23 protein-coding genes are annotated in these 25721 nt (G+C 64.4%); 11 read left to right on the plus strand and 12 right to left on the minus strand.

Features of this window, described 5'->3' with window-relative positions:
- The 3 genes from FJ956_RS26845 to FJ956_RS30935 form a co-directional block, all read left to right on the plus strand.
- Window positions 1-2448, plus strand: a 2448-nt coding sequence (locus FJ956_RS26845) for an autotransporter domain-containing protein (protein WP_140782002.1), incomplete at its 5' end; no start/stop codon positions are given.
- Window positions 2449-2623: 175 nt separating this feature from the next.
- A complete protein-coding gene (locus tag FJ956_RS26850) occupies window positions 2624-3307 on the plus strand; it encodes an outer membrane protein (RefSeq protein WP_246672196.1) in 684 nt (227 codons plus the stop codon).
- Window positions 3308-3356: 49 nt separating this feature from the next.
- On the plus strand, window positions 3357-4595 hold the full coding sequence (locus FJ956_RS30935) for an outer membrane protein (RefSeq protein ID WP_246672197.1): 1239 nt from the start codon (window positions 3357-3359) through the stop codon (window positions 4593-4595).
- 63 nt (window positions 4596-4658) lie between these two features.
- On the opposite strand, the gene FJ956_RS26865 is transcribed toward FJ956_RS30935, so the two are convergent.
- From FJ956_RS26865 to FJ956_RS26875, 3 genes are all read right to left on the minus strand, one after another.
- Window positions 4659-5345 (minus strand): ABC transporter permease subunit, encoded by a 687-nt coding sequence (locus tag FJ956_RS26865; RefSeq protein WP_140682666.1) that lies wholly within the window; start codon window positions 5343-5345, stop codon window positions 4659-4661.
- A 1-nt stretch (window position 5346) separates the two neighbouring features.
- Window positions 5347-6069 (minus strand): ABC transporter permease subunit, encoded by a 723-nt coding sequence (locus tag FJ956_RS26870; protein ID WP_140682669.1) that lies wholly within the window; start codon window positions 6067-6069, stop codon window positions 5347-5349.
- A gap of 69 nt (window positions 6070-6138) precedes the next feature.
- A complete protein-coding gene (locus FJ956_RS26875) occupies window positions 6139-6924 on the minus strand; it encodes a transporter substrate-binding domain-containing protein (RefSeq protein WP_140682672.1) in 786 nt (261 codons plus the stop codon).
- Between the two features lie 366 nt (window positions 6925-7290).
- Here FJ956_RS26875 and FJ956_RS26880 point away from each other — a divergent pair, with 366 nt between their 5' ends.
- Window positions 7291-8616, plus strand: coding sequence for an amidase (locus tag FJ956_RS26880; protein ID WP_140682675.1), 1326 nt, complete (start codon window positions 7291-7293; stop codon window positions 8614-8616).
- Window positions 8617-8762: 146 nt separating this feature from the next.
- The gene (locus tag FJ956_RS26885; protein WP_140682678.1) at window positions 8763-9740 is read left to right on the plus strand and encodes a LysR substrate-binding domain-containing protein; all 978 of its coding nucleotides are present in this window, start codon (window positions 8763-8765) and stop codon (window positions 9738-9740) included.
- A gap of 13 nt (window positions 9741-9753) precedes the next feature.
- Here FJ956_RS26885 and FJ956_RS26890 read toward each other — a convergent pair whose 3' ends face one another.
- Together FJ956_RS26890 and FJ956_RS26895 are read right to left on the minus strand one after the other, a co-directional pair.
- Window positions 9754-10896, minus strand: coding sequence for an aminotransferase class V-fold PLP-dependent enzyme (locus tag FJ956_RS26890; RefSeq protein ID WP_140682681.1), 1143 nt, complete (start codon window positions 10894-10896; stop codon window positions 9754-9756).
- Window positions 10897-10900: 4 nt separating this feature from the next.
- Window positions 10901-11902, minus strand: a complete 1002-nt coding sequence (locus tag FJ956_RS26895; protein WP_181170347.1) for an ornithine cyclodeaminase family protein — start codon at window positions 11900-11902, stop codon at window positions 10901-10903.
- Window positions 11903-12354: 452 nt separating this feature from the next.
- On the opposite strand from FJ956_RS26895, the gene FJ956_RS26900 reads away from it, so the two are divergent.
- Window positions 12355-13491 (plus strand): FAD-dependent oxidoreductase, encoded by a 1137-nt coding sequence (locus FJ956_RS26900; protein WP_140682687.1) that lies wholly within the window; start codon window positions 12355-12357, stop codon window positions 13489-13491.
- Window positions 13492-13515: 24 nt separating this feature from the next.
- Window positions 13516-13866, plus strand: coding sequence for a RidA family protein (locus tag FJ956_RS26905; protein ID WP_140682690.1), 351 nt, complete (start codon window positions 13516-13518; stop codon window positions 13864-13866).
- 42 nt (window positions 13867-13908) lie between these two features.
- Here FJ956_RS26905 and FJ956_RS26910 read toward each other — a convergent pair whose 3' ends face one another.
- From FJ956_RS26910 to FJ956_RS26920, 3 genes are read right to left on the minus strand one after another with little or no spacing between them, the layout of a single operon-like run.
- Window positions 13909-15225, minus strand: coding sequence for an HlyD family type I secretion periplasmic adaptor subunit (locus tag FJ956_RS26910; protein ID WP_140682693.1), 1317 nt, complete (start codon window positions 15223-15225; stop codon window positions 13909-13911).
- A 3-nt stretch (window positions 15226-15228) separates the two neighbouring features.
- The gene (locus FJ956_RS26915; RefSeq protein WP_140682696.1) at window positions 15229-17001 is read right to left on the minus strand and encodes a type I secretion system permease/ATPase; all 1773 of its coding nucleotides are present in this window, start codon (window positions 16999-17001) and stop codon (window positions 15229-15231) included.
- A 12-nt stretch (window positions 17002-17013) separates the two neighbouring features.
- Window positions 17014-18438: a family 16 glycosylhydrolase gene (locus FJ956_RS26920; protein ID WP_140682699.1), complete on the minus strand. Its 1425-nt coding sequence runs from the start codon at window positions 18436-18438 to the stop codon at window positions 17014-17016.
- A gap of 634 nt (window positions 18439-19072) precedes the next feature.
- Between FJ956_RS26920 and FJ956_RS26925 the strand changes: the two genes are divergently transcribed.
- Window positions 19073-19516, plus strand: a complete 444-nt coding sequence (locus FJ956_RS26925) for an SRPBCC family protein (RefSeq protein WP_140682702.1) — start codon at window positions 19073-19075, stop codon at window positions 19514-19516.
- A gap of 87 nt (window positions 19517-19603) precedes the next feature.
- Window positions 19604-19834 (plus strand): hypothetical protein, encoded by a 231-nt coding sequence (locus tag FJ956_RS26930; protein ID WP_140541677.1) that lies wholly within the window; start codon window positions 19604-19606, stop codon window positions 19832-19834.
- A gap of 37 nt (window positions 19835-19871) precedes the next feature.
- Here FJ956_RS26930 and FJ956_RS26935 read toward each other — a convergent pair whose 3' ends face one another.
- The 4 genes from FJ956_RS26935 to FJ956_RS26950 all read right to left on the minus strand — a co-directional run bounded on the left by FJ956_RS26935 (window position 19872) and on the right by FJ956_RS26950 (window position 23687).
- Window positions 19872-20576: an SDR family oxidoreductase gene (locus FJ956_RS26935; protein ID WP_140682705.1), complete on the minus strand. Its 705-nt coding sequence runs from the start codon at window positions 20574-20576 to the stop codon at window positions 19872-19874.
- Between the two features lie 310 nt (window positions 20577-20886).
- Window positions 20887-21327 carry a GFA family protein gene (locus FJ956_RS26940; protein ID WP_140682708.1) on the minus strand — a complete coding sequence of 147 codons (441 nt, stop codon included), beginning with the start codon at window positions 21325-21327 and terminating at the stop codon, window positions 20887-20889.
- A gap of 89 nt (window positions 21328-21416) precedes the next feature.
- A complete protein-coding gene (locus FJ956_RS26945) occupies window positions 21417-22655 on the minus strand; it encodes a patatin-like phospholipase family protein (RefSeq protein WP_140682711.1) in 1239 nt (412 codons plus the stop codon).
- A 132-nt stretch (window positions 22656-22787) separates the two neighbouring features.
- Entirely contained in the window at window positions 22788-23687 is a 900-nt protein-coding gene (locus FJ956_RS26950; protein ID WP_140682714.1) for an SMP-30/gluconolactonase/LRE family protein, read from the minus strand.
- A 106-nt stretch (window positions 23688-23793) separates the two neighbouring features.
- Here FJ956_RS26950 and FJ956_RS26955 point away from each other — a divergent pair, with 106 nt between their 5' ends.
- Window positions 23794-24513, plus strand: coding sequence for a FadR/GntR family transcriptional regulator (locus FJ956_RS26955; protein ID WP_140682717.1), 720 nt, complete (start codon window positions 23794-23796; stop codon window positions 24511-24513).
- On the plus strand, window positions 24513-25715 hold the full coding sequence (locus tag FJ956_RS26960; RefSeq protein ID WP_140682720.1) for a mandelate racemase/muconate lactonizing enzyme family protein: 1203 nt from the start codon (window positions 24513-24515) through the stop codon (window positions 25713-25715). The genes FJ956_RS26955 and FJ956_RS26960 overlap by 1 nt, the downstream gene beginning before the upstream one ends.
- The last annotated feature ends 6 nt before the right edge of the window (window positions 25716-25721 follow it).

Raw genomic sequence — 25721 nt, forward strand, 5'->3', positions numbered from 1 at the left:
CTGTCCGCCGATGCCGCCGGCGTCACAGGCGGCACCGGAGGGATCGGCAGCCGGGTGGGCGGCGCCGGCGGCATCGGCGGACAGACCGCCGGGGCGGATGGCAAAAATGCCGAGAACGGTCAATTTTTCAACGCCTCCGGCGGCGGTGGCGGCGGCGGAGCACACGGGTTTGTCGGTGCAGCGCTTCCCCAGACCGCCTCGACCGGCGGCAACGGCGGCAATGGCGGCAACGGCGCGGCGGGGGTCAGCGGCGGCGGCGGAGGTGGCGCTGGCGGCTATGGCGCGGTTGTCACCGGCGCCGGCACTTTTCCCGCGCTTGGCGTGGCGGTAACCGGCGGCAACGGCGGTGCGGGCGGTGCCGGCCTCAACAGCGGCAATGGCGGCAGTGGCGGCATCGGACTGCTATTCACCAATCTCGGCGGGATCCAGGTCGCGATCGCCAGCGCTGTCTCCGGAGGCAATGGCGGGACCGGTGGATCACCCGGCGCGGGCGGCGCCGGCCTCGTCGGCGGCAATTTGACCATCACCAATGCCGGGACCATCTCGGGAGGGCTGAGCGGTGACGGCGTGACACGCGCCGACAGCATCGTCTTCACCGGCGGCGACAATTTCCTCACCTTCGCCAACCCGACGTCCGGCCTCACCGGCGCTATCTCGGTCACCGGCTCGCTCACCTTCAATCAGTCGACATTCGCGACCCTCGACCAGTCCATCACCGGCAGCGGATCGGTGACGAAAGCCGGCACCGCCACCCTGATCCTGTCAGGGACAAACACCTACACTGGCCCGACCACGGTAAGCACAGGCACGCTCGGCGTGACCGGTTCCATCGCGGCGTCATCGCTCACCACGGTTGAAAACGGCGCCACTCTTGCCGGCACCGGGGCTGTCGGCGCCACTGCCGTCAATACAGGGGGGATCCTCGTCGCGGGTGACGGCACGCCGGGAACGTCGATCACCCTCTCCAGCCTTACGATGCAGTCGGGCGCCTATTATGGCGTGGTCGTCGATCCCGCTTCTTCGTCTTACGCCAATGTCACCGGCAACGCCTCGCTCGGCGGCGCCACCGTCTTCCCGCTTTTTGCCACCGGCAGCTATGTCTCCAAGCAGTACACGATCCTGACCGCCGGCAGCATCACCGGCGCGTTCGATCCCACGACGTTCAACGGCAACCTGCCGTCCGGTTTCCACACCGCGCTCAGCTATGACGACACCCATGCCTATCTCGACCTGGAGCTGAACTTCGTTCCGCCGCCGGGCGCTGGGCTTTCCGGCAATCAGCAGAACGTCGCCGACGCCATCGTCAATTTCTTCGACACCAATGGCAGCATCCCGATGGTGTTCGGCGGCCTGACCACGAGCGGACTGACGCAGCTTTCCGGCGAGATCGGCACCGGAGCGCAGCAGACGACATTCTATGCCATGGACCAGTTCCTGGGGCTGATCACCGATCCCTTCGTCACCGGGCGCGGCGCTCCGGTCGGCAGCGACCGCGACAAGCACGCCGCGGGCGGCCTGGCCTATGCCGAGGAAGGCGATGCCCCGGCCAAGCACGACGCCTATGCGGCTTTGTCCAATGAAGCTTCGCCCAATCAGCCTGTCGAACAGCGCTGGCGCGCCTGGGCGGCCGGCTATGGCGGCTCGCAGCTGACCGACGGCAACACAAGTGTCGGATCGAACGATACCAGGACCAATCTCTACGGCTTCGCCGTCGGCGCCGACTATCATCTGTCGCCCGATACGGTCGCCGGCTTCGCGCTGGCCGGCGGCGGCACTCGCTTCAGCGTCGATGGCCAAGGCAGCGGCCGCTCCGACCTGTTCCAGGCCGGCGCCTTCTTCCGCCACAATGAAGGCGCCGCCTACCTGACCGGCGCGCTCGCCTATGGCTGGCAGGACTTCACCACGGACCGGTTCGTGACCGTGTCCGGCACCGACCACCTGCGCGGCGAATTCGATGCCAATGCCTGGTCCGGCCGCCTCGAAGGCGGCTATCGCCTTGCCACCGGCGGCATCGGCTTCACGCCTTACGCGGCGGCTGAGTTCACCGCCTTCGACATGCCTTCCTATGCCGAGCAGGCGGTCGGCGGCAGCGCCGACACCTTCGCGCTGGCCTACAACGCCAGGAACCTGACCGACACCCGTGCCGAGCTCGGCCTGCGCATGGACAAATCCTTTGCCATGGCCGATGGCGAGGTCACGCTGCGCGGACGCCTGGCATGGGCGCATGACTTCAACCCCGACCGGAACCTGACCGCGACCTTCCAGGCGCTGCCCGGCGCAAGCTTCGTCGTCAACGGTGCGGCGATGGCGAAGGATTCCGCGCTGGTGACGGCGGCGGTCGAGAAGAAATGGTTGAGCGGCTGGTCTGCGGCGGCAAGCTTCGAGGGCGAGTTCTCCGACGTCACCCAGTCCTATTCCGGCAAGGGCGTGCTGCGCTATGCATGGTGATCCGGTGCGCGGGGCGGGCGTGAGACGTCCTCGGTCGTCATGGCGGTTCCGAGGAATGTAGTAAGCGCTTTCTAATATGATATCCAAAAGATGGTCTTGGCGCGGTTTTAAACACCGTCCGACCGGTGAGGGGGCACCTGCAGTGACACGACTTTTCTGGGGCTTGGTTTCGTTCTTGCCAGGCATTGCATTCACCTCGGCCGCCTTGGCCGGCGATCTCGTAAAACCGGGTACTTATGACTGGTCGGGCTTCTATGTCGGCGTGAACGCCGGCTACAGCTTCGTCCAGGTCGAGCCTATGTACGGCGATGAGGATTTTGCGCGCGAACATAGCGGCGGGCTGACCGGCGGCGCCCAGGTCGGCGCCAATTGGCAGGTCGACCGCATCGTGCTTGGCATCGAGGCGGATCTGCAGAAATCGAATGCGCGTGGAACGGCGGTCCTCGATTTGGCGCCGAGCGAACAGACGATCGATGTCAAGCTCGATTGGTTCGCCACCATCCGCGCCCGCGTCGGTTACCTAGTGACCGATCGGGCGCTGATCTACGCCACGGGCGGCCCGGCGATGGTCAGGGCCAAAACCACCATCTACACCAATTTCATCAACACCGACATGGGGTTGGCTGGGCAGAGCACGCATGTCGAAAAGGAAAACCGCTCAGGCTGGTCGATCGGCGCCGGGGGCGAATTCGCCTTGGCCGGCAACTGGAGCGTCAAGGCCGAATATCTTTACGCCGATCTCGGTTCGAAATCTCACTACTACCTGGACCCGGTCGGCAACGGTGCTTTTCTGCAGAACCAGACCGGTGGCGCCGTCAAGTTCCAGACCGTGCGGATGGGGTTGAACTACAGGTTCTGAGCCGCGACTTCCTTCCAGCCATCCGGTTTCCGGGCAACGAAAGCATCCAATGAAGCAGCTTCTTTTCACCGCCGCGCTCGTCCTTGCCACCGGCAGTGCCTACGCGGCCGATAGTCTGCGGGAAACGCCCGTCGCTTCCTGGTACTGGGCCGGGGCTTATGCAGGCGTGAATGCCGGAGCCGGGCTGGGCACGTTCAAGCATCCGGTCTTGAACGTGAGCTATGACGAGACCGCGGGCGGTTTCCTGGGAGGTGTCCAGGCCGGCTACAACTGGCAGTCGGGCAGGGCGGTGTACGGCGTGGAAGCCGATTTTCAGGGCTCGGCCGTGGAGGGCTTTTACACGCAGTTCAACCTTGCAAACACCAGGGTCGACTGGTTCGGCACGCTGAGGGTCCGCGTCGGCTACACGCCTGTCGACCGCATCCTGGTTTACGGCACCGCCGGCCTGGCCTACGGCAACATCAGAACCGACCTTTTCAACGGCATCACCGGCTCGTCCAAAACCAAGGCCGGCTGGACGGTAGGGGCGGGCGCCGAGTACGCGCTCGATGCGAACTGGACAGTGAAGACCGAATATCTCTACACCGATTTTGGCCGATCGACGATCATGCCGGATGCCAGAAACGACATCGCGTTTCACACCGTTCGCATCGGGCTGAACTACAAATTCTACACGCCTGGCGCCGCGCCGCGGGAAGAGGCGATGCCGGTTGCTTCAGCTTTCGACTGGACCGGCGGCTACATCGGCGTGAATGCCGGCGGCGGCTCCGGCACGTTCAAACACCCGGTTCCCGACAGCAATGGCCTGAGCTTCGATGTCACGGCGAGCGGCTTCGTGGGGGGTGTCCAGGCCGGCTACAACTGGCAGTCCGGCAAGACGGTCTACGGCCTCGAAGCCGATTTCCAGGGCTCGACCGTCAAGGGCGCTTTCTCGATAGCGGGGGCGCCGGCGCCCAACACCTATATCGATACGCAGGTGGACTGGTTCGGCACGCTCAGGGTCCGCGCCGGCTACACGCCCGTCGATCGCATTATGGTCTATGGCACCGGCGGCCTTGCCTACGGCAACGTCCAGACCGGCTTCGACTACGGTCTGTTCAGATCGTCCAAGACCAAGCTTGGCTGGACGATAGGGGCAGGCGCCGAATACGCGCTCGATGCGAACTGGACGTTCAAGTCTGAATATCTCTACACCGATTTCGGCAAATCGACCGTCAGCCCCGATATCCCTCTTGAGAACGACGTCGCATTCCACCTGGTTCGGGCCGGCCTGAACTACAGGTTCTGAACGTTGCAAATCTCCGGCCCGGCAAGGCTGTCGAAGACTCTGGTGATGCCATATCGGCGCCGGTCAATACCGCCGAGCCAACCGTCGCTCGAAGAAGCCGAAGCCGGTCGTCACCAATACGGCCAGCAGGAAATATCCGAGCGCTGCGGCAAACAACGGCTCGTAGACGCGGAAGGTCTGCGCGCGAACGAGGTTCGCCGCGCCCATGAGTTCGAAGACCGTGATTGTGGAGGCCAGCGCCGTCCCCTTCAGGAGCAGGATGTTCTGGCCGCCGATCGCCGGCAGCGCCAACCGGAAAGCCTGGGGCAGAAGCACGGAAATCATGATCCGCGTTTTCGACAGGCCGAGCGACTGGCCGGCCTCGTGCTGCCCGTCCGGTATCGACTGTATCGCGCCCCTCCATATCTCGCCGCAATAGGCAGCGGTGTTGAGCGACAGGGTGAGGAACGCATAGCAATAGGCGCCCCGCAACATGGGCCACAATGGGCTGTAGCGGATCGAAGGCACGCCGGCGAGAAGCTGGCCGACGCCGAAGTAGCAAAGGTAGAGCTGGACAAGCAGCGGCGTGCCCCGGAAGGCAAGGATGAAGGCGACCGCCGGATAGCGAAGCCATGCCTTGGCCGACAAGCGGGCAAGCGCTACCGGAATGGCCAGCAGATTGCCGACCAGGGCGCAGCCGACGAACAGGATGACGGTGGTCTGGATGCCGGCCAAGAGCTGGCTGGCAAGGCATTGCCCGAACTCTGTCACACTATCTGTGCCTCCCAGTATTGGCGGTGGATGTTTCCAGGGCGTGGAAGAGCGTCGCCGACAGGCTCGACATCACCAGGAACACGAATGCGATCGCGCAATAGAACAGGAAATAGTCGCGCGTCGCGCCGGCAGCCATCTTGCCGGCGAGAACCAGCTCCGTGAAACCGATGAGGCTGACCAGCGAGCTTTCCTTCAGGACGACCAGCCACAGATTGCCGAGCCCCGGCAATGCCAGCGGGATCATCTGCGGAAGGGTCACCAGGAAGAAGGTCTGGCGGCGGGTCAGGCCAAGCGCATAGGCAGCCTCGGCCTGGCCTCGCGGGATGGCGGCGATCGCGCCGCGAAGGACTTCCGTGCTGTAGCCGCCCTGAACGATCCCGAGCGACAGCGTCGCCGCGACGAAGCCGTTGATCTGAAACTCGGAAGCGAGCCCGGTAAAGGTCACGACCGAACGCACTGCATCGGTCGCGGTATAGTAGACGAGAAAGATGATGAGGATGTCCGGGATGGAGCGGATGATCGTCGTGTAGGCGACGGCGACGAAGACGGCTGTCCGGCGCTTCGAAAGCTTGGCCAAGGCGCCCGCAAGACCAAGCGCCAGGCCGACGACATAGGCGCTGATCGAAATTTCGACGCTTAGCAAAGCGCCGCGAAGCAATTCGTCGCCCCAGCCCTTGTCTCCAAAGCCGAGCAAGGTCAGCCAAGACACGATCGACTCCATGCAGCAAGTTCCAATGAAGACGGTGCCGGCCGAAACAGGACCGCCGGCACCGCGTCCTTTATCCGCCGATCAATCGCCGTAGATGTCGAAATCGAAATAGCGCTTGGTTATCGTGTCATACTCGCCGCTGGCCTTCACGGCCTTGAGCGCGGCGTTGAGGCGGTCCCTGAGCGCCGTGTCTTCCTTGCGCAAGCCGCCGCCGTCTCCGTAGCCGAACATCTTCTCATGCGGCAGGGTGACCTTGATTTCATAGGCCTGGCCTTCCGGCTTTTTCAGGAAGTCCTGGATCTGGATTCCCGCCGCCGCCATCAGGTCCACGCGACCGGCTGTCATGTCGGCGATTTCATCGTCGAGTGTTGGATAAATCTTTACGTCGCCGATGCCGTTCAACTTGTCCTGCATGTAAGTCGCCTGCAGGCTCGCACTCTGCGCCGCCACGGCAACGCCCTTGAAAGTGTCCGGCTTTGCTACGTCGAATTGTCGGGTGTCGGCCTTGGCGCCGACAAGCACGTTGGGCGAATAGTAGTACTTGTCGGTGAAATCGATGACCTCCTTGCGTTTGTCGGTGATCGACATGGAGCTCCAGATCACGTCGAATTTCTTGGCCAACAGCGCGGGAATGATGCCGTCCCAGGCGATATCGACGATCTCGCATTTCGCCTTCATCTGCGTGCAGACGGCATTCATCAGGTCGATTTCCCAGCCCTGCCATTTGCCGCTGGCGTCCTTGACCGAGAAAGGCGCGTATGGCTCGGCCGCGACGCCGAAACGGATGACGTCGTCGGCTGCCGAGGGAGCGCTGGCGGCGCCGAGGGTCGCCGCTATCAGCGATGCGATGACTGCAAGCTTTTTCATGATGGTTCCCCTTTATTGTCTCTGTTGGATTATCTTTTCGCGATGATGATTTCTCAGGCGATGTTCGAAAACGCTAACAGGTCAAATCAAGGCGATCTAATGCCCTCTGCGGCTGGGTTCATCACCAATAGTTATGACAGTGATGAGCTTTGTATGGTGCAGTCAGGCCCAGGCCTGGACCGCGATCAAAAACCGTCATCGGGGTGCTGCGATGGGTCCAACCATAAGTTTTCCCCGCTAGCCTCGTTTCGAAGGAAATGGGCTCGGCCCTGTCCGCCAAATCTCGATTGTGGCATCGTCGGTCGGCTCCTTCCCATGGCGACGGAAATGACGGTAGCGAGATCTCGTGCGATTTAGGCTTGCCAAATGAAAAGCGCTTGCGGGTCCATCGAGGAGCTGGGCGAAGAGATCGCCTCCGGCCTGTCGCCGGTGAAGATCGTGGAAGGTTGCCTGGAAAGGATCCACGATCTGAATGGGCAGGTCAGGGCGATGATCTTCGTGAGCGAAACCGAAGCCCTCGACGCCGCGCTCCAGGCAGAGCGCGAGATCCGATCGGGCCGCCGGCGCGGTCCGCTGCATGGCGTGCCCATCGCGGTCAAGGACGTTGTCGATGTGAAACACTGGCCGACGACGGGAGGATCGATGTTGTTCCGTGACAAGGTCGCCCGGGACACCGCGGCCTGCGTCGCCAACCTTCAGGCGGCGGGCGCGATCGTCATCGGCAAGGCCAACCTTCACGAACTGTGCGCCGGCGGTCATGACAATCCTTGGTTCGGCAAGGTCGCCAACCCGCTCGATAGAAGCCGTGGGACGGGCGGCACCAGCAGCGGATCGGCGGCCGCGGTCGCAGCCGGCTTCTGCGCGGCGGCGATTGGCACCGACACTGGCGGCTCAAACCGTTCCCCGGCGGCCGCAACGGGGCTGTTTGGGTTCAAGCCGAGCAACGGCCTGATCGATACGAGCGGCGTGATGGGCATCGCGCCTTCGCTGGACTGCGTCGGCGTGCTGGCGCGCTCGGCGAGGGATGTTCGCCTGGTGACCGAGGCGCTGGCGGGAACGCGGCTTAGCCCGCAGGAGGGCAAGAGAAGCGCGTCGAGGACCGTCATGACGATCGGCATCTGCCCCGAACTGACAGGCGCTCCTGTCGACGGCGCAGTCGAGACCGCCTTGGCCGCGTTACTCGACCGCCCGCTGGTTCGCACGGTGGAAATCGCCTTCGACGACAGGGAGGAGTTCGTCGCCGCCGGCCTGATGATCCTGCAGTATGAATTCGCACAGATCTACCGGGAGCCGATCGAGCGGAACCCGGAGCTGGTCGGCGACGCGGTGCGCGCTTTCCTGCAGGATGGCATCGGCATCGGCGCGGACGTCTGCGACAGAGCCGTAGAGGTTCGCGAGGAAGCGCGCAGGCGGTTCATGGCAAGGATGGCGGGCCTGGATGCGCTGGCCGTCCCGACCGCGCCCGGATCGGCGCCGCGGCTGTCGGACGAGTTCACGCAGGTGAATGGGGAAATGGTGTCGTGGGGCATGGCGGGCGGCCGGTTTCGGCGCTGGGCGAACATGCTCGCCATGCCGGCTTTGGCCATTCCCCTGGGTGTGCCGGGCGACCTCCCGGTATCAGTGCAGCTTGCCGCTCTTCCCGGCCGCGATGCAGCCTTGCTCGATCTGGTCGAGGCGTTGACCGGAAGCTGACAGGCGTCTCGCGAACAGCTGAAGTTCATAACCTGCAGGAATAAACTTCATTCGTGTGGCTATTGGAACGACGGCTATGCTTCGTTAACATCGGCCTCGCCGTGGTTTGCTTCGGCGGCGTATCGATTGACGGGTGGTCAGCGGCCATGAAGTTCACCGAAAAGGACACGATTGCGAAAGACGTGGAGTTCACGCCCCGCGAGATCGAGATTTTCGCTTCCGTGATGCTGCATGGCACGACCACGAAGGCGGCCGACGCGCTGGACATCACCCAGCCCGCCGTCAGCAAGATGCTTCAGCAGCTCACCGAGAAGGCGGATTTCCAGCTGTTCAGGAAAAGCCGCCAGCGGCTGATCCCGACCCCCGAAGCACACATGCTCTATGCCGAGGTGCAGCGGGTTTTCGAATCCGCGCGCGGCATCTCCCGCGCCGCCAGGGAAATCCGCGAGCTGCGCAGCGGCAGGCTGAACATCTGCGCGCTGCCGGCCTTCGGTTCCACGCTGCTGCCGTCCATCATAACGAGCTTCTCGAAGCAGCATCCGTCCGTATCCATTTCGCTCGATATCCGCAGCTCCGCGACGGTGGTGCAGAGGGCAAGCCGCAACCAGCTCGACATCGGCATCGGCGTCACCGCGTCGGACGAGAACCCTTCCATCGTCAGGCGCGCGCTGACCGCGACGCCGCCCGTATGCGTCATGCCGGCGGGGAATCGTTTGGCTGAGCTCGACGTCATCCAGGCCGACGATCTCGACGGTCTCGACTTCATCTCGATGGGTTCCGCCGATCCGATGCGACGGCAGCTCGATGCCTTGTGCGAGGAACGCGGCGTCAAGCGCCTGTTGAAGGTGGAGGCGAGCCTTTCTAGCGCCTGCATCGCGCTCGTCGCCGCCGGGGCGGGCGTGACGGTCGTCGACCGGCTTTCCGCCTGGCTGGCGCGCGACCTGCCGATCGAGATCAGGGACTTCCGGCCGCATCTCGATTTGAATCTCAGTGTCTACCGGCCCTGGGGCGTCATCGCATCGACGGCGGCGGACGCCTTCACCGAGCATCTCATCCAGACCACGCGAAGCTTCATGAACGGCGTGGACGCCGGAATCAGCGCCTTGAGGTCGAGGTCGGCTTAGCCGGCATCGAGATCTAACGGAGCGGCAGGCTGCGGAACAGGCGCTCGATATCGGCTTCGTCATTGTAGACATGCGGCGACACGCGCATCTTGGTGCCGCGCAGCGTGACATGGACATTGGCGCGCTTCAATTCCTGCGCCGCATCCGGTGACAGTCGATCGCCGATATCGAGGATCGAGATATGCGGCGTCGGGTGGCGCGGCCGCGCGACCGGGAGCCCCCGATTTTCCGCCTCGGCCCAGACGCACTCGTTGAGGTGGCGAAGGCGCTCGAACACCCGGCTGACGGTCCATTCGCGGATGAGTGTCATGGCGGCGATTGCCACCGGCAGGACCGCGAAATCGGAGCGTTCGCCCATGTCGAACCGCCGCGCGCCCGGCAGAAACTCCGCCACCGTCACCTTGTAGAAGTCGGACCGGTCGCCGCCCAGGCGGTTCCATGAATGATGCTCCAGCGTGCGGCCCTCTTCGTGCCAGCGCGGATCGGCGTAGAGGAAGGCCAGGCGATAGGGACCAAGCAGGAATTTGTAGGTGGCAAAGACCAGGAAATCCGGCCGCACCCGGCGAACGTCGAAGGGTACTGCGCCAACCCATTGGGTGCCGTCGACGACAAGCGCGGCGCCTGCCGCCCGCGCGGCTTCCGCCACCTCCTCGAGGTCGATCGCCATCCCCTCGAACCAGTGGACGAGGGTACCGGCGACGACCGCGATCGGACGGCCCGAGTTGCGGATTGCCGATACGATCGCGCCGGTCCAGTCGCCGTCGGCCGGTTGCGCAACGATGTCGACAAGTGCACCCGAGCGCTGCGCCAGATCGTACCAGACATATCGGTGTGAGGTGTGCTCGTTCTCCATGAGAAGGATCGCCGAACCCGCCGGAGCCGCCACGTTGGCCGCCGCGATCGCCATGCCGTAGCTGGTGGCGGCGACGATGGCGATGTCGTCTGTGTCGGCGCCGACCATCGAGGCGGCGAGCTGCCGCGCCTGTTCCACATCGTCGTAGTAGGATGCGATGGTCATCTTCCAGGGTTCGGCCTTCACCCTGACGCCTGCCTCTCCGGCCGCGACCGCGGCATTCGGGATCGGAGACATGTAGGCGGCGTCGAGATAGGCCGTCTCGCGGGGTATGGAAAAGAGATCGCGCTGGCAGCTCAACATGGCGTCACAACCTGAAATCGATCGAAGTGCCCAGCCCGGCCTCGCGGGCGCGAGCATAGACGAGATTGGCAAGCTCGATGTCCTGGGCCGGAACGCCGAGGGACCGGTAGAGGGTGATGTCGGCATCGCCGGCACGGCCCGGCTTGATGCCAGCCAGCACGTCGCCGATCTCGCCGCGAATATGGTCGCGGCCGATCTCGCCGCTTTCTATCGCCTCGACCAGCTCGCCCGCGGCCACCAGCGCCATGGGCAGGTAATCGACCCAGATCTTCGACCGGCGCACGCATTCGACGTCGATCTCGCGGCATGAGGCGACGCTCGCGCCGACCGCGTTGACGTGGACGCCGGGCGGCAGCCATCTGCCGAACAGCACCGGCTGCTCGGACGATGTCGTCGTGCAGATGATGTCGGCTCCGCGAACGGCTTCGGCAGCGTCGCCATGCGCCTCGGCTTCGAAGCCGGTTGCCGACAGGCTCTCGGCGAAGCGCCGCGCCTTGGCGGGATCGCGGCCCCAGACATGGACCGTCCGGATCGGCCTCACCTGCGAGATGGCCTCGACGTGCCGGCGGGCCTGCTCGCCATAGCCGAGGACGGTCAGCATGGAACTGCCCGGGCGCGACAGCGCCCTCGTGGCGACCGTGCTGGCGGCCGCGGTTCGCCACGCCGTCAATTCTCCCCCGTCGATCAAGGCGACGGGCTGCCCGTGATCCTTGTCGAACAGGAAGACGACGCCGCGGTGCGACGCGAGCCCGTGGGCGAAATTGCCGGGAAACACCGACAGCACCTTCGCCCCGAACAGCGGCCTGTCGTCAAGCGCGGCATACATCAGCGACAGGCAACTGCCTGCCGCCCCGGGCAGGTCGAGCGTGCGCCTGATCTGCTGGCGGGCCGCGCCGTTCGAGGTCTTGAGCAGCGCCGCCTCGGTCGCTTCAAGCGCCAGGGGAAGCGTCAGTGCCTGGCGGATCGCGTTCCTGTCGATCAGCAGGAATTCGGTCCCGGCATTCACCTTGCGGTCTCTTCCATTCCACCGACCTCCATATATGCCAGCGTGTGCGCCAGGCTCCGCCGAGCCTAGCACCGCCTTCGCAAGCTCTTGCCCACGACTTTCATAACTTCGTGCGAGAAGCTGCCCATGCGGCATCATGCGCCGGCGAATGCGCCCGTCGGATCGCGGCACGCGTCGGTTCATAACTTTTGGCCACCAACGGCAGCGGCCAGTTCAATTGACCGTGATTGCCCGCCCGTTGCAATGTTTTTCAGCAAACTCAGATGTTGCGCTGGATATCCGCGGCAAATCATCTGGAGCGCAGAAAAATAGTATCGATCGAATAGGCAATATCAGAGACAGAAATACACTCGTGATGTTGGTAGTTCGGCCATCGAGTGGAATAAAATGCCTAGCCAATATTAAAATAATTGATTGGCAGGAAGAGTAGAAGACTATCGGAGGTTATCAATATGCGCGTCGTGGTCATCGGTTCCGGCATCGTCGGCAGCTCTGCTGCTTATGAATGCGCCAAGGCGGGAGCAGAGGTTGTCGTGCTGGAGGCCGAGAGGATAGCGGGAGGCACGTCGGCGGTAAGCTTTGCCTGGACGAACGCGACAACCAAGCGGCCGCGGCCCTATTTCGATCTCAACGTTGCCGGCATGCGTGCCCATCTCGAACTGAAGCGCGACTTCGGCGCCGCTCCCTGGTTCACGCAAACCGGCAGTTTCGATTGGCGCACGGTGCCGGAGTCGATGGATGATTATTTCGAGAACTTCCGGCAGATGAAGGAGTGGGGCTACGGCGTCGAGTGGATCGACAAGAAGTTGGTCGCCGAGATGGAGCCCGACATCGATATCGCTGCCATTGGCGATTGTCCGGTCTCATATTATCCGGAGGAAGGCTGGGTCGATCCGGTCCTTTATTCGGCCTGGCTTTTGCGGGCGGCCAAGGAGCGCTGGGGCGCCAAGGTGAGGGTCAATGCGCGTGTGACCGAGATCGAGACCGAAGGCGGCCGCATCCGGGCGGTTCGCACGGCGGATGGCGAGCGCCACGCCGCCGATGCCGTGGTGAATTGCACCGGCGGCTGGTCCAGCCAGAGGCTCGGCGATGCCCAGGGCATCCCGCTGTCCTCGACGATCGGCGTGCTCGCCTTCACCCCGCCGGTGGCGTTGACGCTGCGCAGCCAGTTGCATGCCGACGATCTGGACATACGGCCGGACGGTGCGGGCCGTATCATGATCCACAAGGTCTCGGTGGATCTGACCCTCAAGAAGCCGCAGCCGCTGAGCCCCGCCGGCGAGGAGGCGAAGACGCTGCTGGAGGCAGCAGGCAAAGTCCTGCCTTCACTTCGCGCCGCGGGTGTGGAAGCCATCCGCACCACCGTGCGACCCTTCCCGGAGGACGGCTACACCTGCGCCGGCGCGATGCCGGACGTCGCCGGCCACTACATGGCCGTGACGCACAGCGGCGTCACCATCGGTCCGCAACTGGGCAGGGTGGTCGCCGACGAGGTCGTACGCGGCAAGATCCATGACGAGATGGAGACGTTCCGTCCGCAGCGCTTCTTCCAGGCCAGCGCAACACGCGCCGCCGCCGCGCACGCATGATCCCTCTTCAAACGCAGGCCCACGATGGCGAAGATTGAAAGATACCAGAAGAACGAGAAGCTCAGCCGGATCGTCGTCCACAACGGAACGATCTATCTTTCGGGCCTGACTGCCGATGACAAGGAAGCCGACACGATCGGCCAGACCAGGCAGATACTGAGAAAGGCCGATGCGCTTCTGACCAGCGTCGGCGCGGATCGATCGCGGCTGCTGTCCGCGCAGATCTGGTTGAAGGATGTCGAGGATTTCGACGCGATGAACAAGGCCTGGGTCGAGTGGCTCGACGGCGCCGAGCCACCGGCCCGTGCCACGGTCGGAGCGAGCTTCGCGTTGCCCGAAATACGTGTTGAAATCCAGCTTACCGCGGCAAGCTGAGCATAGCGCTGCGAAGCCGCGTGCGAACCTGCAAAAAGCCGCCTACCTTTCCCTGAACGCCCTTGCGAACGAGTCCATCATAGGGCGCACCAGATACTCGAAGAAGGTCCGGTCGCCGGTGCTGATGAAGGTGTCGACTGGGGTGCCGGGATAGAGCTGTTCTCTCTTCACGCCCGCGGGCAGGGCCTCAGTGATCTTCAGCCTGGCGCGGAAATAGGGTTCGTGGGTGGCCTCGTCGATCAGCCGGTCGGCGGAGATATCGCTCACCGTGGCCGGGACTTCCGGCGTCAGGCGGGCGTTGAGCGCCGAGAGCCTGAGCTTCGCCTGTTGGCCGATATGCACCTGGTCGATGTCCTTCGGCCGCAGCCTGGCATCCACCACAAGGCCGGATGACGTGGGCAGGATCTCCATGATCTTCTCGCCGGGCGCCGCCACGCTGCCTTGCGAGTTGTAGGTCGACGACACGACGATGCCCGCCGCCGGCGCGGTGATCGTCGTGCGCTGCAGCACCGCTTGCGCGGCGCGCATCTGCTCCTCGATGTCGGCGAGATTGGTGCGCACATCGTCGAGCTTGGTCAGCGCCTCCTCGACGCGCTGCGTCGTGGCGCGCTCGGTCTGCGCCTCGGCCTCGACGATCTGCGTGTTGGCCGAGGCGAGATCCGCCTCCAGCGCACCGGCCTGGCCGACCAGGTCGGCCTCCGAGCGCAGCAGCTGCGAATATTCGGTGCGGTTGGTGAGGCCCTTGTCGAGAAGGTCGGTCTTGATGCCGAGTTCCTTTTTTACCACCTCGGCCTGCTGTTCGATTGCAGCCTTCTGCGCGTTCAAGCCCTTCACCGACTCATGATGCATGGCGACGCGCTGGGCCAGGATCGACTGTTCCGAGTGGAACCGCGCAAGCCTGGCGTCGAATTCCTTCCGCTGTTCGCGGATGAGGTTTTCGAATTCCTGCTGGAACGGCGCCGGCGCTGGCTCGGCGATCGGCGCCAGCGTGGCGAGGCCGTCGCGCTCGGCCTCCAGCCGCGCCGCGCTGGCCTTGAGCGCGATCCACTTCCTTGTCAGCCGGTTGAGGTCGGCCTCCGCGGCGGTCCGGTCGAGCAGGATGAGCTCCTGGCCTTCGCGCACGCGGTCGCCTTCATGCACCAGCAACTGCCTGATGATGCCGCCCTCCCGGTGCTGGATCAGGATGTTGCCGCCGGTCGCCGCGATCGTGCCTTGCGTGATCACCGCGCCGGCCAGCCGCGCGCTCGCTGCCCAATAGCCGAAGCCGCCGACCATCAGCGCGATCGCCGCGTAGCCGGCGAAGGCCGTGCGCCGGAAATCGGTGCGCGGGCGGCCTTCGAATGTGAGGCTCTGCGTCATCGTCTAGGATCCATGGCGGATGGTCTGCGAGGCGCGGATGGTCGGCGCGAACGATCCGGTCACCACTGTGCTCCGCTGCGTGCCCTTGCCCCTGTCTACAGTTGACTGGCGCAGCACCTCGGCGCTCGGCCCGAACGCCTCGATGACGCCGCCGCGCAAAACCATCACGCGGTCGCAGGCGGCGGCGATCGCAGGGCGATGCGTGATCACGATCGTGGTGACGCCCGCGGCGCGAGCCGCCGCGAGCACCGCTTCCAGTGCTGTCTCTCCGGCGCCGTCGAGATGCGTGCTCGGCTCGTCCAGAACCAGGATGCGCGGATTGCCGTAGAAGGCGCGCGCCAGCCCCACCCGCTGCCGCTCGCCGCCCGACAGCGTCCCGGCGATCACCGTCTGATAGCCGTCGCGCAGCGAAAGGATCAGCTCATGCGCCTCGGCGCGTTTTGCCGCCTCGACGATTGCCGCGTCGTCCGCGTCCGCGTCGAAACGGGCGATGTTGTCGGCGATGGAGCCCGGGAAAAGCTCCACCTCCTGCGCCAGATAGCCGATATGCCGTCCAAGCTGGTTTTCGTCCAAGGTCCTGAGCTCCGCGCCGTCGATCCTGACCGTGCCGCCGCTCGGCTGGGCGGCCCCGGCAAGCAGCCGCGCCAGCGTGGACTTGCCGGCGCCGCTCGGGCCGACGATCGCCACCGCTTCGCCGGGCTGAATCGCGAAGCTCAGCCGCTTCAGGATGGGCTCGGCGCCGAACGTCGCATTCGGCGCGATGAAGAAAAGATCCTGCGCGGCAATCGCGCCGTTCGGGTCGGGCAGGATGAGCTTGCTGGCCTGTGCGGGCTGCGCCGCGAGCGCTTCTCCCAGCCGGGACCATGCGCGCCTCGCCTCGACGATCTGCCGCCAGGAACCGATCAACTGGTCGAGCGGTTGCAGCGCGCGCGACGACACCAGCGACGAGGCGAAGATCATGCCGGCCGTCATCTCGCCCTTGAGCACCAGCCAGGCGCCGGCGCCGAGGATCGCCAGCTGCAGCATCATGCGGAGCGCTCTCGATGCGCCGCTGAAGACGGCGTTGGCGCTGGCCGAACGGTCGTGCAGGGCAAGCGCCGCCGCCACATGTCGGCCCCATGCGCGCGCGGCGTTTTCCACCATGCCCATGGCGCGCAGCGTCTCGGCGTTGCGGGCAAAGGCCTGCTCGGCCTTGCTGGCCAGGGCCGAACGCTCCGCCGAAAGCGCGTCGTTCCTGCCGATGGCAAGCTGGTTGGCCGCGACCAGCACGACGAGCAGCACCGCGCCGCCGAGCGTCACCCAGAACAGCACCGGATGGATGAGATAGAGCAGCGCCAGGAAGATCGGCGCGAAGGGCAGGTCGAACAGCACCGAGACACCGCGCGAGCGGATGAAGGCGCAGACCGAGGCGAGGTCGTTGAGTGGCGACAGCGCGCTTCTGGCGCCGAGCGACGCGGCGAAAGCCGTCGCGCCCAACCTCTCATTGACCGTAGCTGCGACGCGCTGCGTGTAGACGGCACGGATGGCATCGAGGAAACCGAGGAAGCCAAGCGCGGCGACCGCGATGACAGACAAATAGACGAGCGTCTCGACGCTGGAGGAGGGCAGCACCCGGTCATAGACCTGGAGCAGATAGAGCGGGATGACCAGCAGCAACAGGTTGATCAGCAGCGAGAACAGGCCGACATCGGCGATGGCGCGCAGGAACACCCGGCGCAAAAGCACCGGCCGCGGGCCGGCCTGTCCGATCGCATCCGGGGCGCGCTCCCTCGACATCGCCTCGACCGCCTAGGCTGCGTGCTCGCCCGTAACGTTCAAATGGCTCTGCTGCAGCTCATCCAGCGTATAGGCGTGGATATAGTCGATCTTCATCTGGGCCGGCGTGACGAGATGGTCCGGCGGCACGCCGGCCTGGCCACCCACCGCGAGGTCGACGAGCATGTACATCGGCTTGTTCATGTCGGACGGCGTCGCCGCTTCGGCCACCTGCATCCCGTCATAGGTCCACACCAGCTTGTCCGGCGTCCACAGCAGGCCATAGGTATGGAAGCCGGCGGTGTCCATGACGTTCACCGTCGATCCCACCGTCGTGTGCTGGCCGGTCTCGTTGGTATGCGCGGTCATCAGCAGCGAATTCGGCTTCTGGCCATACATTTCCATCACGTCGAGTTCTGGCGGCCAGGAGCCGTCTTCCGGCAGCAGCCAGAAGGCCGGCCAGGCGCCGGCGTTTTCCGGCAGGTCGGCCTTCATTTCGAAATAGCCGTAGGTCTGCGAGAAGGTGTCATGCGTGGTCAGGATGCCGGATGTGTATTCGTAATTGTTGATCAGCGGCTTGATGTCGGCCGGCGCCTGCGCTGCGGTGATGGTGAGGACCCCGTTCTGCACGCTGAACGGATGCACCGAGCTGGTCGGGCCGTAATTGGCGTCGATGTACCACTGCAGCTCGCCATTGCGGGTGAGCGTGCTGCCGTTCGGCGCGCCCCACCAGAAATTGGTGTCCCAGGTGCCGCCCTGGGCATTATGAAGATTGAGGGTGTTGAATTCGTCGCTGAAGGACAGCGTCATGCCCGACTTGTCGATCGGCAGCTCGAACTGGTTAGGCTGGAATTTGTCGATCGTGGTGTTCTTGAATTCGAGGATCTCTCCCGATCCGAGGTTCAGCATCACATTGGGTCCCGCCTGGATCATGCTGTCGTGGATGGCAGCGAACGACGTGAACCCGTAGCCATCGAGGCGCACGGTATCGTTCGAGGCAAAATTGACGATCGAGTCGCTGCCATTACCCTTTGCGATGATGAAAGTATCGGCGCCGCCGCCGCCATCGATCAGGACATCGTTGCCCGCGCCGCCGTCCAGCGTCTGGCCGCCCCCCGTGGCGGTGATGATATTGTCCAGCGCATTGCCGAAGGCATAGTTATGGGCGTTGGTGACGACGAGGTTCTCGACATTGGTCGGCAGCGTGTAGCTCATCCATGTGTTGATCGTGTCGATCCCTTGTCCGGAGTACTCGTAAACCTTGTTCCCCGCCGAATAGAGGTAATAGATGTCGTCGCCGGCGCCGCCATACATGGTGACGTTGACACCGCTGGCGGCCCAGATGGAGTCGTTGCCGCTGCTGCCGTTGAATGTCGGTCCGGACGTTGCCGAAAACCAATGATTGGAAGCCCCGCTATAATAAAGAGGAACGCCTACCGCGTTGACGACGAAGCTCATCGGACAATCCTTCCGCGCTGCCCCGCCCGGAGGTTCATTGCAGGTTCAAACGACCAATTCGAACCAATTTGCAACGTGGACTATGGTTCCCGAAAACAAGCAATTAGTACAGAGAAAATTGCCAGTATTTTTATCGATATTTTGTGAAGATAGAATAAGTTGTATCTAATACAATCATGGCGTGAGTTATTCTTAATTTTACTTAATTTTGCAAGATTTTCTGCCAAAAGATTGTGCAGACAGCCGCGAATGGATGCATTTGTCGCAGCGGAGCCACAGGTGGTGGCCGATCTAGTCTAGACCTTTATGATTGGAGGGTCCGCTCACGCCTCGCCCATCGCGATCGACTCTTCGAACGCCAAGGGGCTGAGTGCGGCGTCGGTCCAGAACGCGCCTGCAAAACGATCCTGCCTTGCGAACGATGCCGGCCTGAAGCGCGGCGCTTGCGACGGCGCCACCCAGCAAGCCCGCGCCGCCGACGATGCCAAGCCTGATCGTAGCGCTCATGTCCCTGCCTCCATTGGAAGGCGGCACGGTAGCCGCGGGCCAGAAAATTTGACAGCCTCTGTCGGATCGGCCGTAGCCTGCCCGTCCTTGGGGCATCGATCAACGAAACCAGAGAGGATATCGAGATATGCCGAGCACCATCCACCTGCATCGCGTCCTGGCGACCAAGCCGGAAAAAGTCTACCGCGCATTCATCGAGGCCGATGCGCTGGCCAAGTGGCTGCCGCCGAATGGCTTCACCTGCACGGTGCATGAGTTCGAGGGCAAGGTCGGCGGCGCCTACAAGATGTCCTTCCGCAACTTCACCACCGGCGACAGCCACTCTTTCGGCGGCGAATTCGTCGAACTGGTTCCGGGCGAGCGCCTGCGCTACACCGACCGCTTCGACGATCCCAACCTGCCGGGTCAGATCGAGGTGACGGTGACCTTGAAGAAAGTGTTGGTCGGCACCGAGATCAACATCACCCAGGCCGGCATCCCGGACGCCATCCCCGCCGAGGCCTGCTATCTCGGCTGGCAGGAATCGCTGCGCAACCTGGCCAAGCTCGTCGAGCCGGAGATCAACCAGTAAAATTGAGGGCATCGGCGGCCGGTGCAACGGCCGCCGCCTTACCCAAGGTAAGCAAAATTTCACCAAGCGCTGTTAAAATCCGCTTCCATGGATCGCAACAAGAACAACGACCTGTTTGTCCTGATGGCCGCGCTCGCCGCCATCGCGATCTACAACATTGCCTGCGGCATCAAGACTGGCGAAGTCCGCGGCAAGTTGCATTGGGTCGCCCTCGCGGACGATCCGACTCGATTCTGGAACATCGTGGTCGGCAATTCGATTGTCCTGGTGGCGTCGATAGCCTTCTTGTGGGTGCTCAATTCCCGCAGGCCCGGATGATCTGAGGCCGCGTCCTCTTTGCTTCACACCGCTCCTTTCACACTGCCCTTGTGATGCCGCCGTCGACGCGGATGTTCTGGCCGGTGATGTAGGCGGCCCCCTCCGAGGCCAGGAACGAGATCGTCGCGGCGATCTCTTCCGACGTGCCGTAGCGCTTCATCGGCACGCTGTCGCGACGCTCGTTCGTCGTCGGCAGGCTGTCGATCCAGCCGGGCAGCACATTGTTCATGCGGATGTTGTCCGCGGCATAGGTGTCGGCGAAGATCTTGGTGTAGGCGGCAAGCCCGGCGCGCGCCACGGCCGAGGTCGGGAACATCGCGCTCGGCTCGAACGCCCAGGCGGTCGAGATGTTGATGATGACGCCACCCTTCTGCTTCTGCATCACCGGCGTCACCAGCCGGGTCGGGCGCACGGCGTTGAGGAAATAAGTGTCGATGCCCTTGTGCCAGTCCTCGTCGCTGATCTCGATGATCTGCGCGCGGGGTCCGTGGCCGGCGCTGTTGACCAGCACGTCGATGCGGCCCCAGCGTTCCAGCGCGCCGTCGGCAAGGCGCTTCAGGTCTTCGTTCGACTGGTTGGAGCCGGTGACGCCGAAGCCGCCGAACTCCTTGCCCAGCGCCTCGCCCTTGCCGGAGGAGGAGAGCACGCCGACCTTGAAGCCGTCCGCCGCCAGGCGCCTGGCCGCCGCAGCCCCCATGCCGCTGCCGCCCGCCGTCACCAGAGCTACTTTTTCAGCCGCCATGTCCTGATCCATTCCTTGCTGAAAGCGCTCTGTTAGCACGAAGCAGTGCGGGGCACGAACCGGATTGGGTTGCGCCAAGGCGTTGGTGATTGGCGAAAGCGGCGAAGCGCCTAATCTCCCCCCTTGTGGGGGAGATGCCCGGCAGGGCAGAGGGGGGCGCTGTCCCGCCGGCGTATCAGCACGTGGTTTCTCGATGCCCCGGCCGCTTCGTCATCCTTGGGATTGACCGGCTTGACCGAGGATCATACCGTGACCGTTGCCGAAGGGCGCAACTCTTTGCTCCGCCCTAGAATGACGACGCTCAAAGGTCTCATTCCTTCGCGCCCCCCTCTGTCCTGCCGGACATCTCCCCCACAAGGGGGGAGATTGGCGGTTCCGTCGTCGCCTCCCTGCCTACCCACGCATGCCTTCTCTCCTCCCATGCAATGCGCGTCGGCTCCGGAAACGCCGGATCCGCGAAGCAGCCCACCGCCACCGCGATCGCGTCCGGCTTGCGCTCCGGCTCCCAGAAGACGCTGGAGCCGCACTCCGGGCAGAAATGGAACGTGACCGCATGGCCGCCGTCGGACAGGCGCCTGTAGGTGCTGGCGGTCCCTTCGGCCGTGACCGCCGAGCGCGCGAAGAATGCGGCAATGCCGTAAGTGCTGCCGGTCCGCCTCTGGCACTCGAAGCAATGGCACAGCGCGACCAGCCGCGGCTCGCCGTCACAGGAGATCTTCAGTTGCCCGCAGGCACAGGATGCGGTTCGCATGGGCTGCCTCATGGTTGACATGAATGCTTCGCGCGCCTCGCGGCGCCCGGCAATCGATATTTTCGGGGATTCGCAGCTCGCGCGCCGGCTCACACCCTAAAAGTGCTCATCACCGTCTTCGACGCGCGCGCGTAGCGGTCGGGCTTCACGTCGCCCGGCTTCAAGGGCACGCCCTTGCCGGCTGCCACCGCCGGCTCGTACCAGCCGCGCAGCGCCTGGTCGGCGGCGCAATAGCCCCAGTTCACGAGATCGACGGTCTCTTCGCTGCCCAGGAAATGCAGCGAGGTGCCGATATCGGCAGGCGCGGTGGCGGCGGTCTGCACGAAATTCGGCTCGGTCGCGTCCGGCTTGCTGGCGATCGACCAGAAGACGCCGCGCGCCGCCGCATAGTCGGGGCGCGTCGCGTCATTGGCCAGGCCGCGATCGTCGGCGTCCTTGGCTGCCTGGAAGCGCGCCACCAGATCTCGGCGCCGCAGCGAGCGCACCTGGTTGTCGGTGGTGTCGGCGACGCGTTTCAACTGCGAGAACCAGTTCCAGTAGCCGGCGTTCGAAGCCTGCCAGGGCGCGCCGGCATCGCTCACCAGCAGCCAGCGGCAGCGCTTCAGCGCCGGCTCGATGCCGTGATTGTCGTAGACGCCGCCATCGGTGAGCAGGGCGCGGGAAGGCGGCACCGGCGCGCCGACGCTCGGGTCGAGCTTGTCGTTCTTCCACGCGAAGGGCGTGAGGTCGAGCCGCAGCGGCGACAGGAAAGGCGGGAAGGCCGAGGAGGCGGCAACCGCGAGAGCCACCGGCAGGTCGGCCTGGTAGGCGACGCCGATGCGGTAATCGGCGATGTAGCGCCGCGACAGCCTAAACAGCGAGCCGGTGCCGAGATTGCTGGAGCAGAACACGAACCAGGGTTTTTCCGGCAGGCTCTTCAGCATCGGCCTCGATCCGGCGAATAGATATTTCTCGTAGCAGGCGGCGACTTCGCGCGCGGCGCTGGAAAACGGGTTGAACAGGCCCTTGAAGATCGACGGCGCGTCGAGGAAGACCTGCGAGAACTCCAGTGTCCTGTCGAGATAGATATCGAAATTGGTGGCGACGCCGTTGGCGAAGGTGAAGCGCGGCCAAAGCACCGCCAGCAGCCCGGCGGCGATCGAGCCGCCCGAGACCGAGCTTACCATGTCGAGTTTCTGGAGCAGGCCCGCTTCATTGAGACGGCAGAGCGCGCCCGCGTGAAACAGCATGGCGCGATAGCCGCCGCCCGACAGGCAGAGGCCGAGATCGTAGCGCTCGGCCTTGCCGTCACCCGCGTCCGGTGCTGATCCGGCCGCAATCGGCTCCATCGCGGCCCCCTCTGCCTACGGCGTCCTCGAGCTTGACTTTGGTCAATCCAACCCAGCGCCGACATTCTTGCAAGTGGGGGAACGCGTAACTTCACAGATTGGAAATCGGGCCACTTGCCGGCCGATGGGAGACTATCCGAAGCGGTTGGCCGGCACGCCGCGCACGCCGGGCCTCAGCGCGAACAGGCCGCCTTCGGAGGGATTGGCGGCAAGATGCTCCGTGGTCATCGTGAAACGCGCGGAGGTCACGAACAGCGTGTCGAGACCTTCGCCGCCGAAGGCGCAGCTCGTCGGCCAGCTGCAGGGCAGCTCGACGATCCGATCCAGCCTGCCGTCGGGCGCGATACGGGCGAGGCAACTCCCGCCCACCACCCGGCAGTTCCAGACGTAACCCTCGGCGTCGAGACAGGAGCCGTCCGGCAGGCCGCGCTCGAAACCGGTGAAGAAGGGCAGTCGTTCGCCGAGCCGGTCCGCCTTCTCGTCCCACTCATAGCTGTAGAGCGCGTTCTTCATCGTGTCGGCGGTGACGAAGCGTCCGTCCGGCAGCCACGCCATCGTGTTGGTGATGCCGAAGCGGTCCTCGCTGAGGCGCCTCACATCGCCGCCTGGGCCGACCCGGTAAAGCCGGCCCTCGTCGCTTGCGATGGCCAAGGGAGTGTCGTCCGGTCCGATATTGTTGGCCATCGTGCCGACCCAGAACGAGCCGTCCGGCGCCACCACGCCTTCGTTCAGCCTTGTGCTCGGCCGGTCGGCCTCGATCGTCGCGAGTGTCCGGAACGGCCCGCCGAAATCCCAGAGCGTAATCATCTTGCGCAATCCGACGACGGCGCCGCCATCGGCGCGCAGGCCGACCGAGGTGACGAGGTCGTCCGTCGGCCAGTTCTCATGCGCTCCGGTCGACGGGTCCAGCCTATAGATCCGGCGGCCGATGATATCGACCCAGACCAGCCTGCCGCGGCGGTCATCCCACACCAGGCTCTCGCCGACCACGTCGCGCGCGTCGAAGATCAGGCCGGCTTCCGTTTCGCGCATGAGGCTTCTCCAGGGCAGAGTACCAGAAATCGGCTTGACATATATCTTTTGCATGAAATATGAGCAATTGAATAACAACCTGTCATACAGGTTTTGAGGGAGCGGCATGCAGGAGCAGACAGATCCACCGGGCGAACCGAATCCCGGACTGGTCAGCACGGCGATCCAGGCGATCACCCAGCACATCCGTTCGGAAGGGCTGGCGCCGGGCGATCCGCTGCCAAGCGAAGCCGCCATGACGCGCCAGCTCAACGTCTCCCGCACCGTCGTGCGCGAGGCCTTCCGCTCGCTGTCGGCGATGCGGCTGATCGACATGAGCGCCGGGCGCCGCGCCACCGTCGCCAAGCTCGATACCGGCGCCATGTCGATGGTCATCGAGCACGGCATCACCACCCAGCAGATCAGCGTCCAGCAGGTCTATGACGTCAGGCGCACCATCGAGATGCGCACGGTTGCGCTTGCCGCATTGCGCCGTACCGACCAGGAGGCCGAGGCGATTGCCCGGTCGGCACGGCTGATGCGCGAGAATTTCACGAACCCGGAAGCCGTCATGGAGCATGACATCGCCTTCCACGAGGCGATCGCGGCGGCCTCGCACAATCCGGTCTTTTCGCTGATCGTCACCGCCTTCAGCGGCGTCACGCGCCGCACATGGGTGATCGGCTGGCGGACCCGCTCCTCCGACGAGGCCCAGCTCAAGATGATCAAGGGTCATGAGGACATCGCCGACGCCATCCTCAAGGGCGATCCGCGGCTGGCGGCCGAGCACATGGCCGAGCATTTCGACAAGAGCGTCAAGGCGCTGCTCGACGCGGGGATCGCCTGATGAAGATCCGCGCCATCGAAACCGTCCGCATCGAGGAGCGGCCCAATTTGCTCTGGGTGGAGGTTCATACCGACGAGGGCATCACCGGCCTTGGCGAGACCTTCTTCCTGTCGCGCACCGTCGAGGAATATCTGCACGAATATGTCGCGCCAAGGGTGATCGGCCGCGACCCGCTGCAGATCGATCTCCTGGCCGCCGACCTCGTCGGCTATCTCGGCTTCCGTTCCAGCGGCGCCGAGGTGCGCGGCAACTCGGCCTTCGACATCGCGCTATGGGACATTTTCGGCAAGGCCACCGGCCAGCCGGTCGCGCAATTGCTCGGCGGCTTCAGCCGCCGCTCGATCCGCACCTACAACACCTGCGCCGGCACCGAATACATCAAGGACGCCAAGGGCCAGACGACGGCCAATTACGGCATCGGCGCCGGGCGCGACTATGACGACCTGAACGCCTTCCTCACGCGAGCCGGCGACCTCGCTGGGGAACTGCTGGAAGACGGCATCACCGCCATGAAGATCTGGCCGTTCGACCACGCCGCCGAAAAGACGCGCGGCAACGACATTTCGGCCGCCGACCTGAAGGCCGCGCTTGAACCTTTTGAAAAGATTCGCAAAGCCGTCGGCGACAAGATCGACATCATGGTCGAGTTCCACTCCATGTGGCAGCTCCTGCCGGCGATGAAGATCGCGCAGGCGCTGAAACCCTACGCCACCTACTGGCATGAGGACCCGATCCGCATGGACAGCCTCGGCGACCTCAAGCGCTACGCCGCCGCCAGCCCGGCGCCGATCTCGGCCTCGGAGACGCTGGGCAGCCGCTGGGCTTTTCGCGACCTGTTGCAGACGGGAGCGGCCGGCATCGTCATGCTCGACATCTCCTGGTGCGGCGGCCTGTCGGAAGCGCGCAAGATCGCCTCGATGGCCGAGGCCTGGCGGCTGCCGGTCGCCCCGCATGACTGCACCGGTCCGGTCGTGCTTGCCGCCTCGACGCATCTTTCGCTCAACGCGCCCAACGCGCTCGTCCAGGAAAGCGTGCGCGCTTTCTACCGCACCTGGTACCGCGATCTGGTCACCGCGCTGCCGGAAGTGAAGGACGGCATGATCACCGTGCCGCCCGGGCCGGGGCTGGGGATGGCGCTCAATCCGGACCTTGGCCGCGCCTACACCGTCCATCGTCGCGTCAGCGACGGGACAAGCATCTGAAAAATC

It is taken from the genome of Mesorhizobium sp. B2-4-3 (genome assembly GCF_006442815.1).
GTDB lineage: Bacteria > Pseudomonadota > Alphaproteobacteria > Rhizobiales > Rhizobiaceae > Mesorhizobium.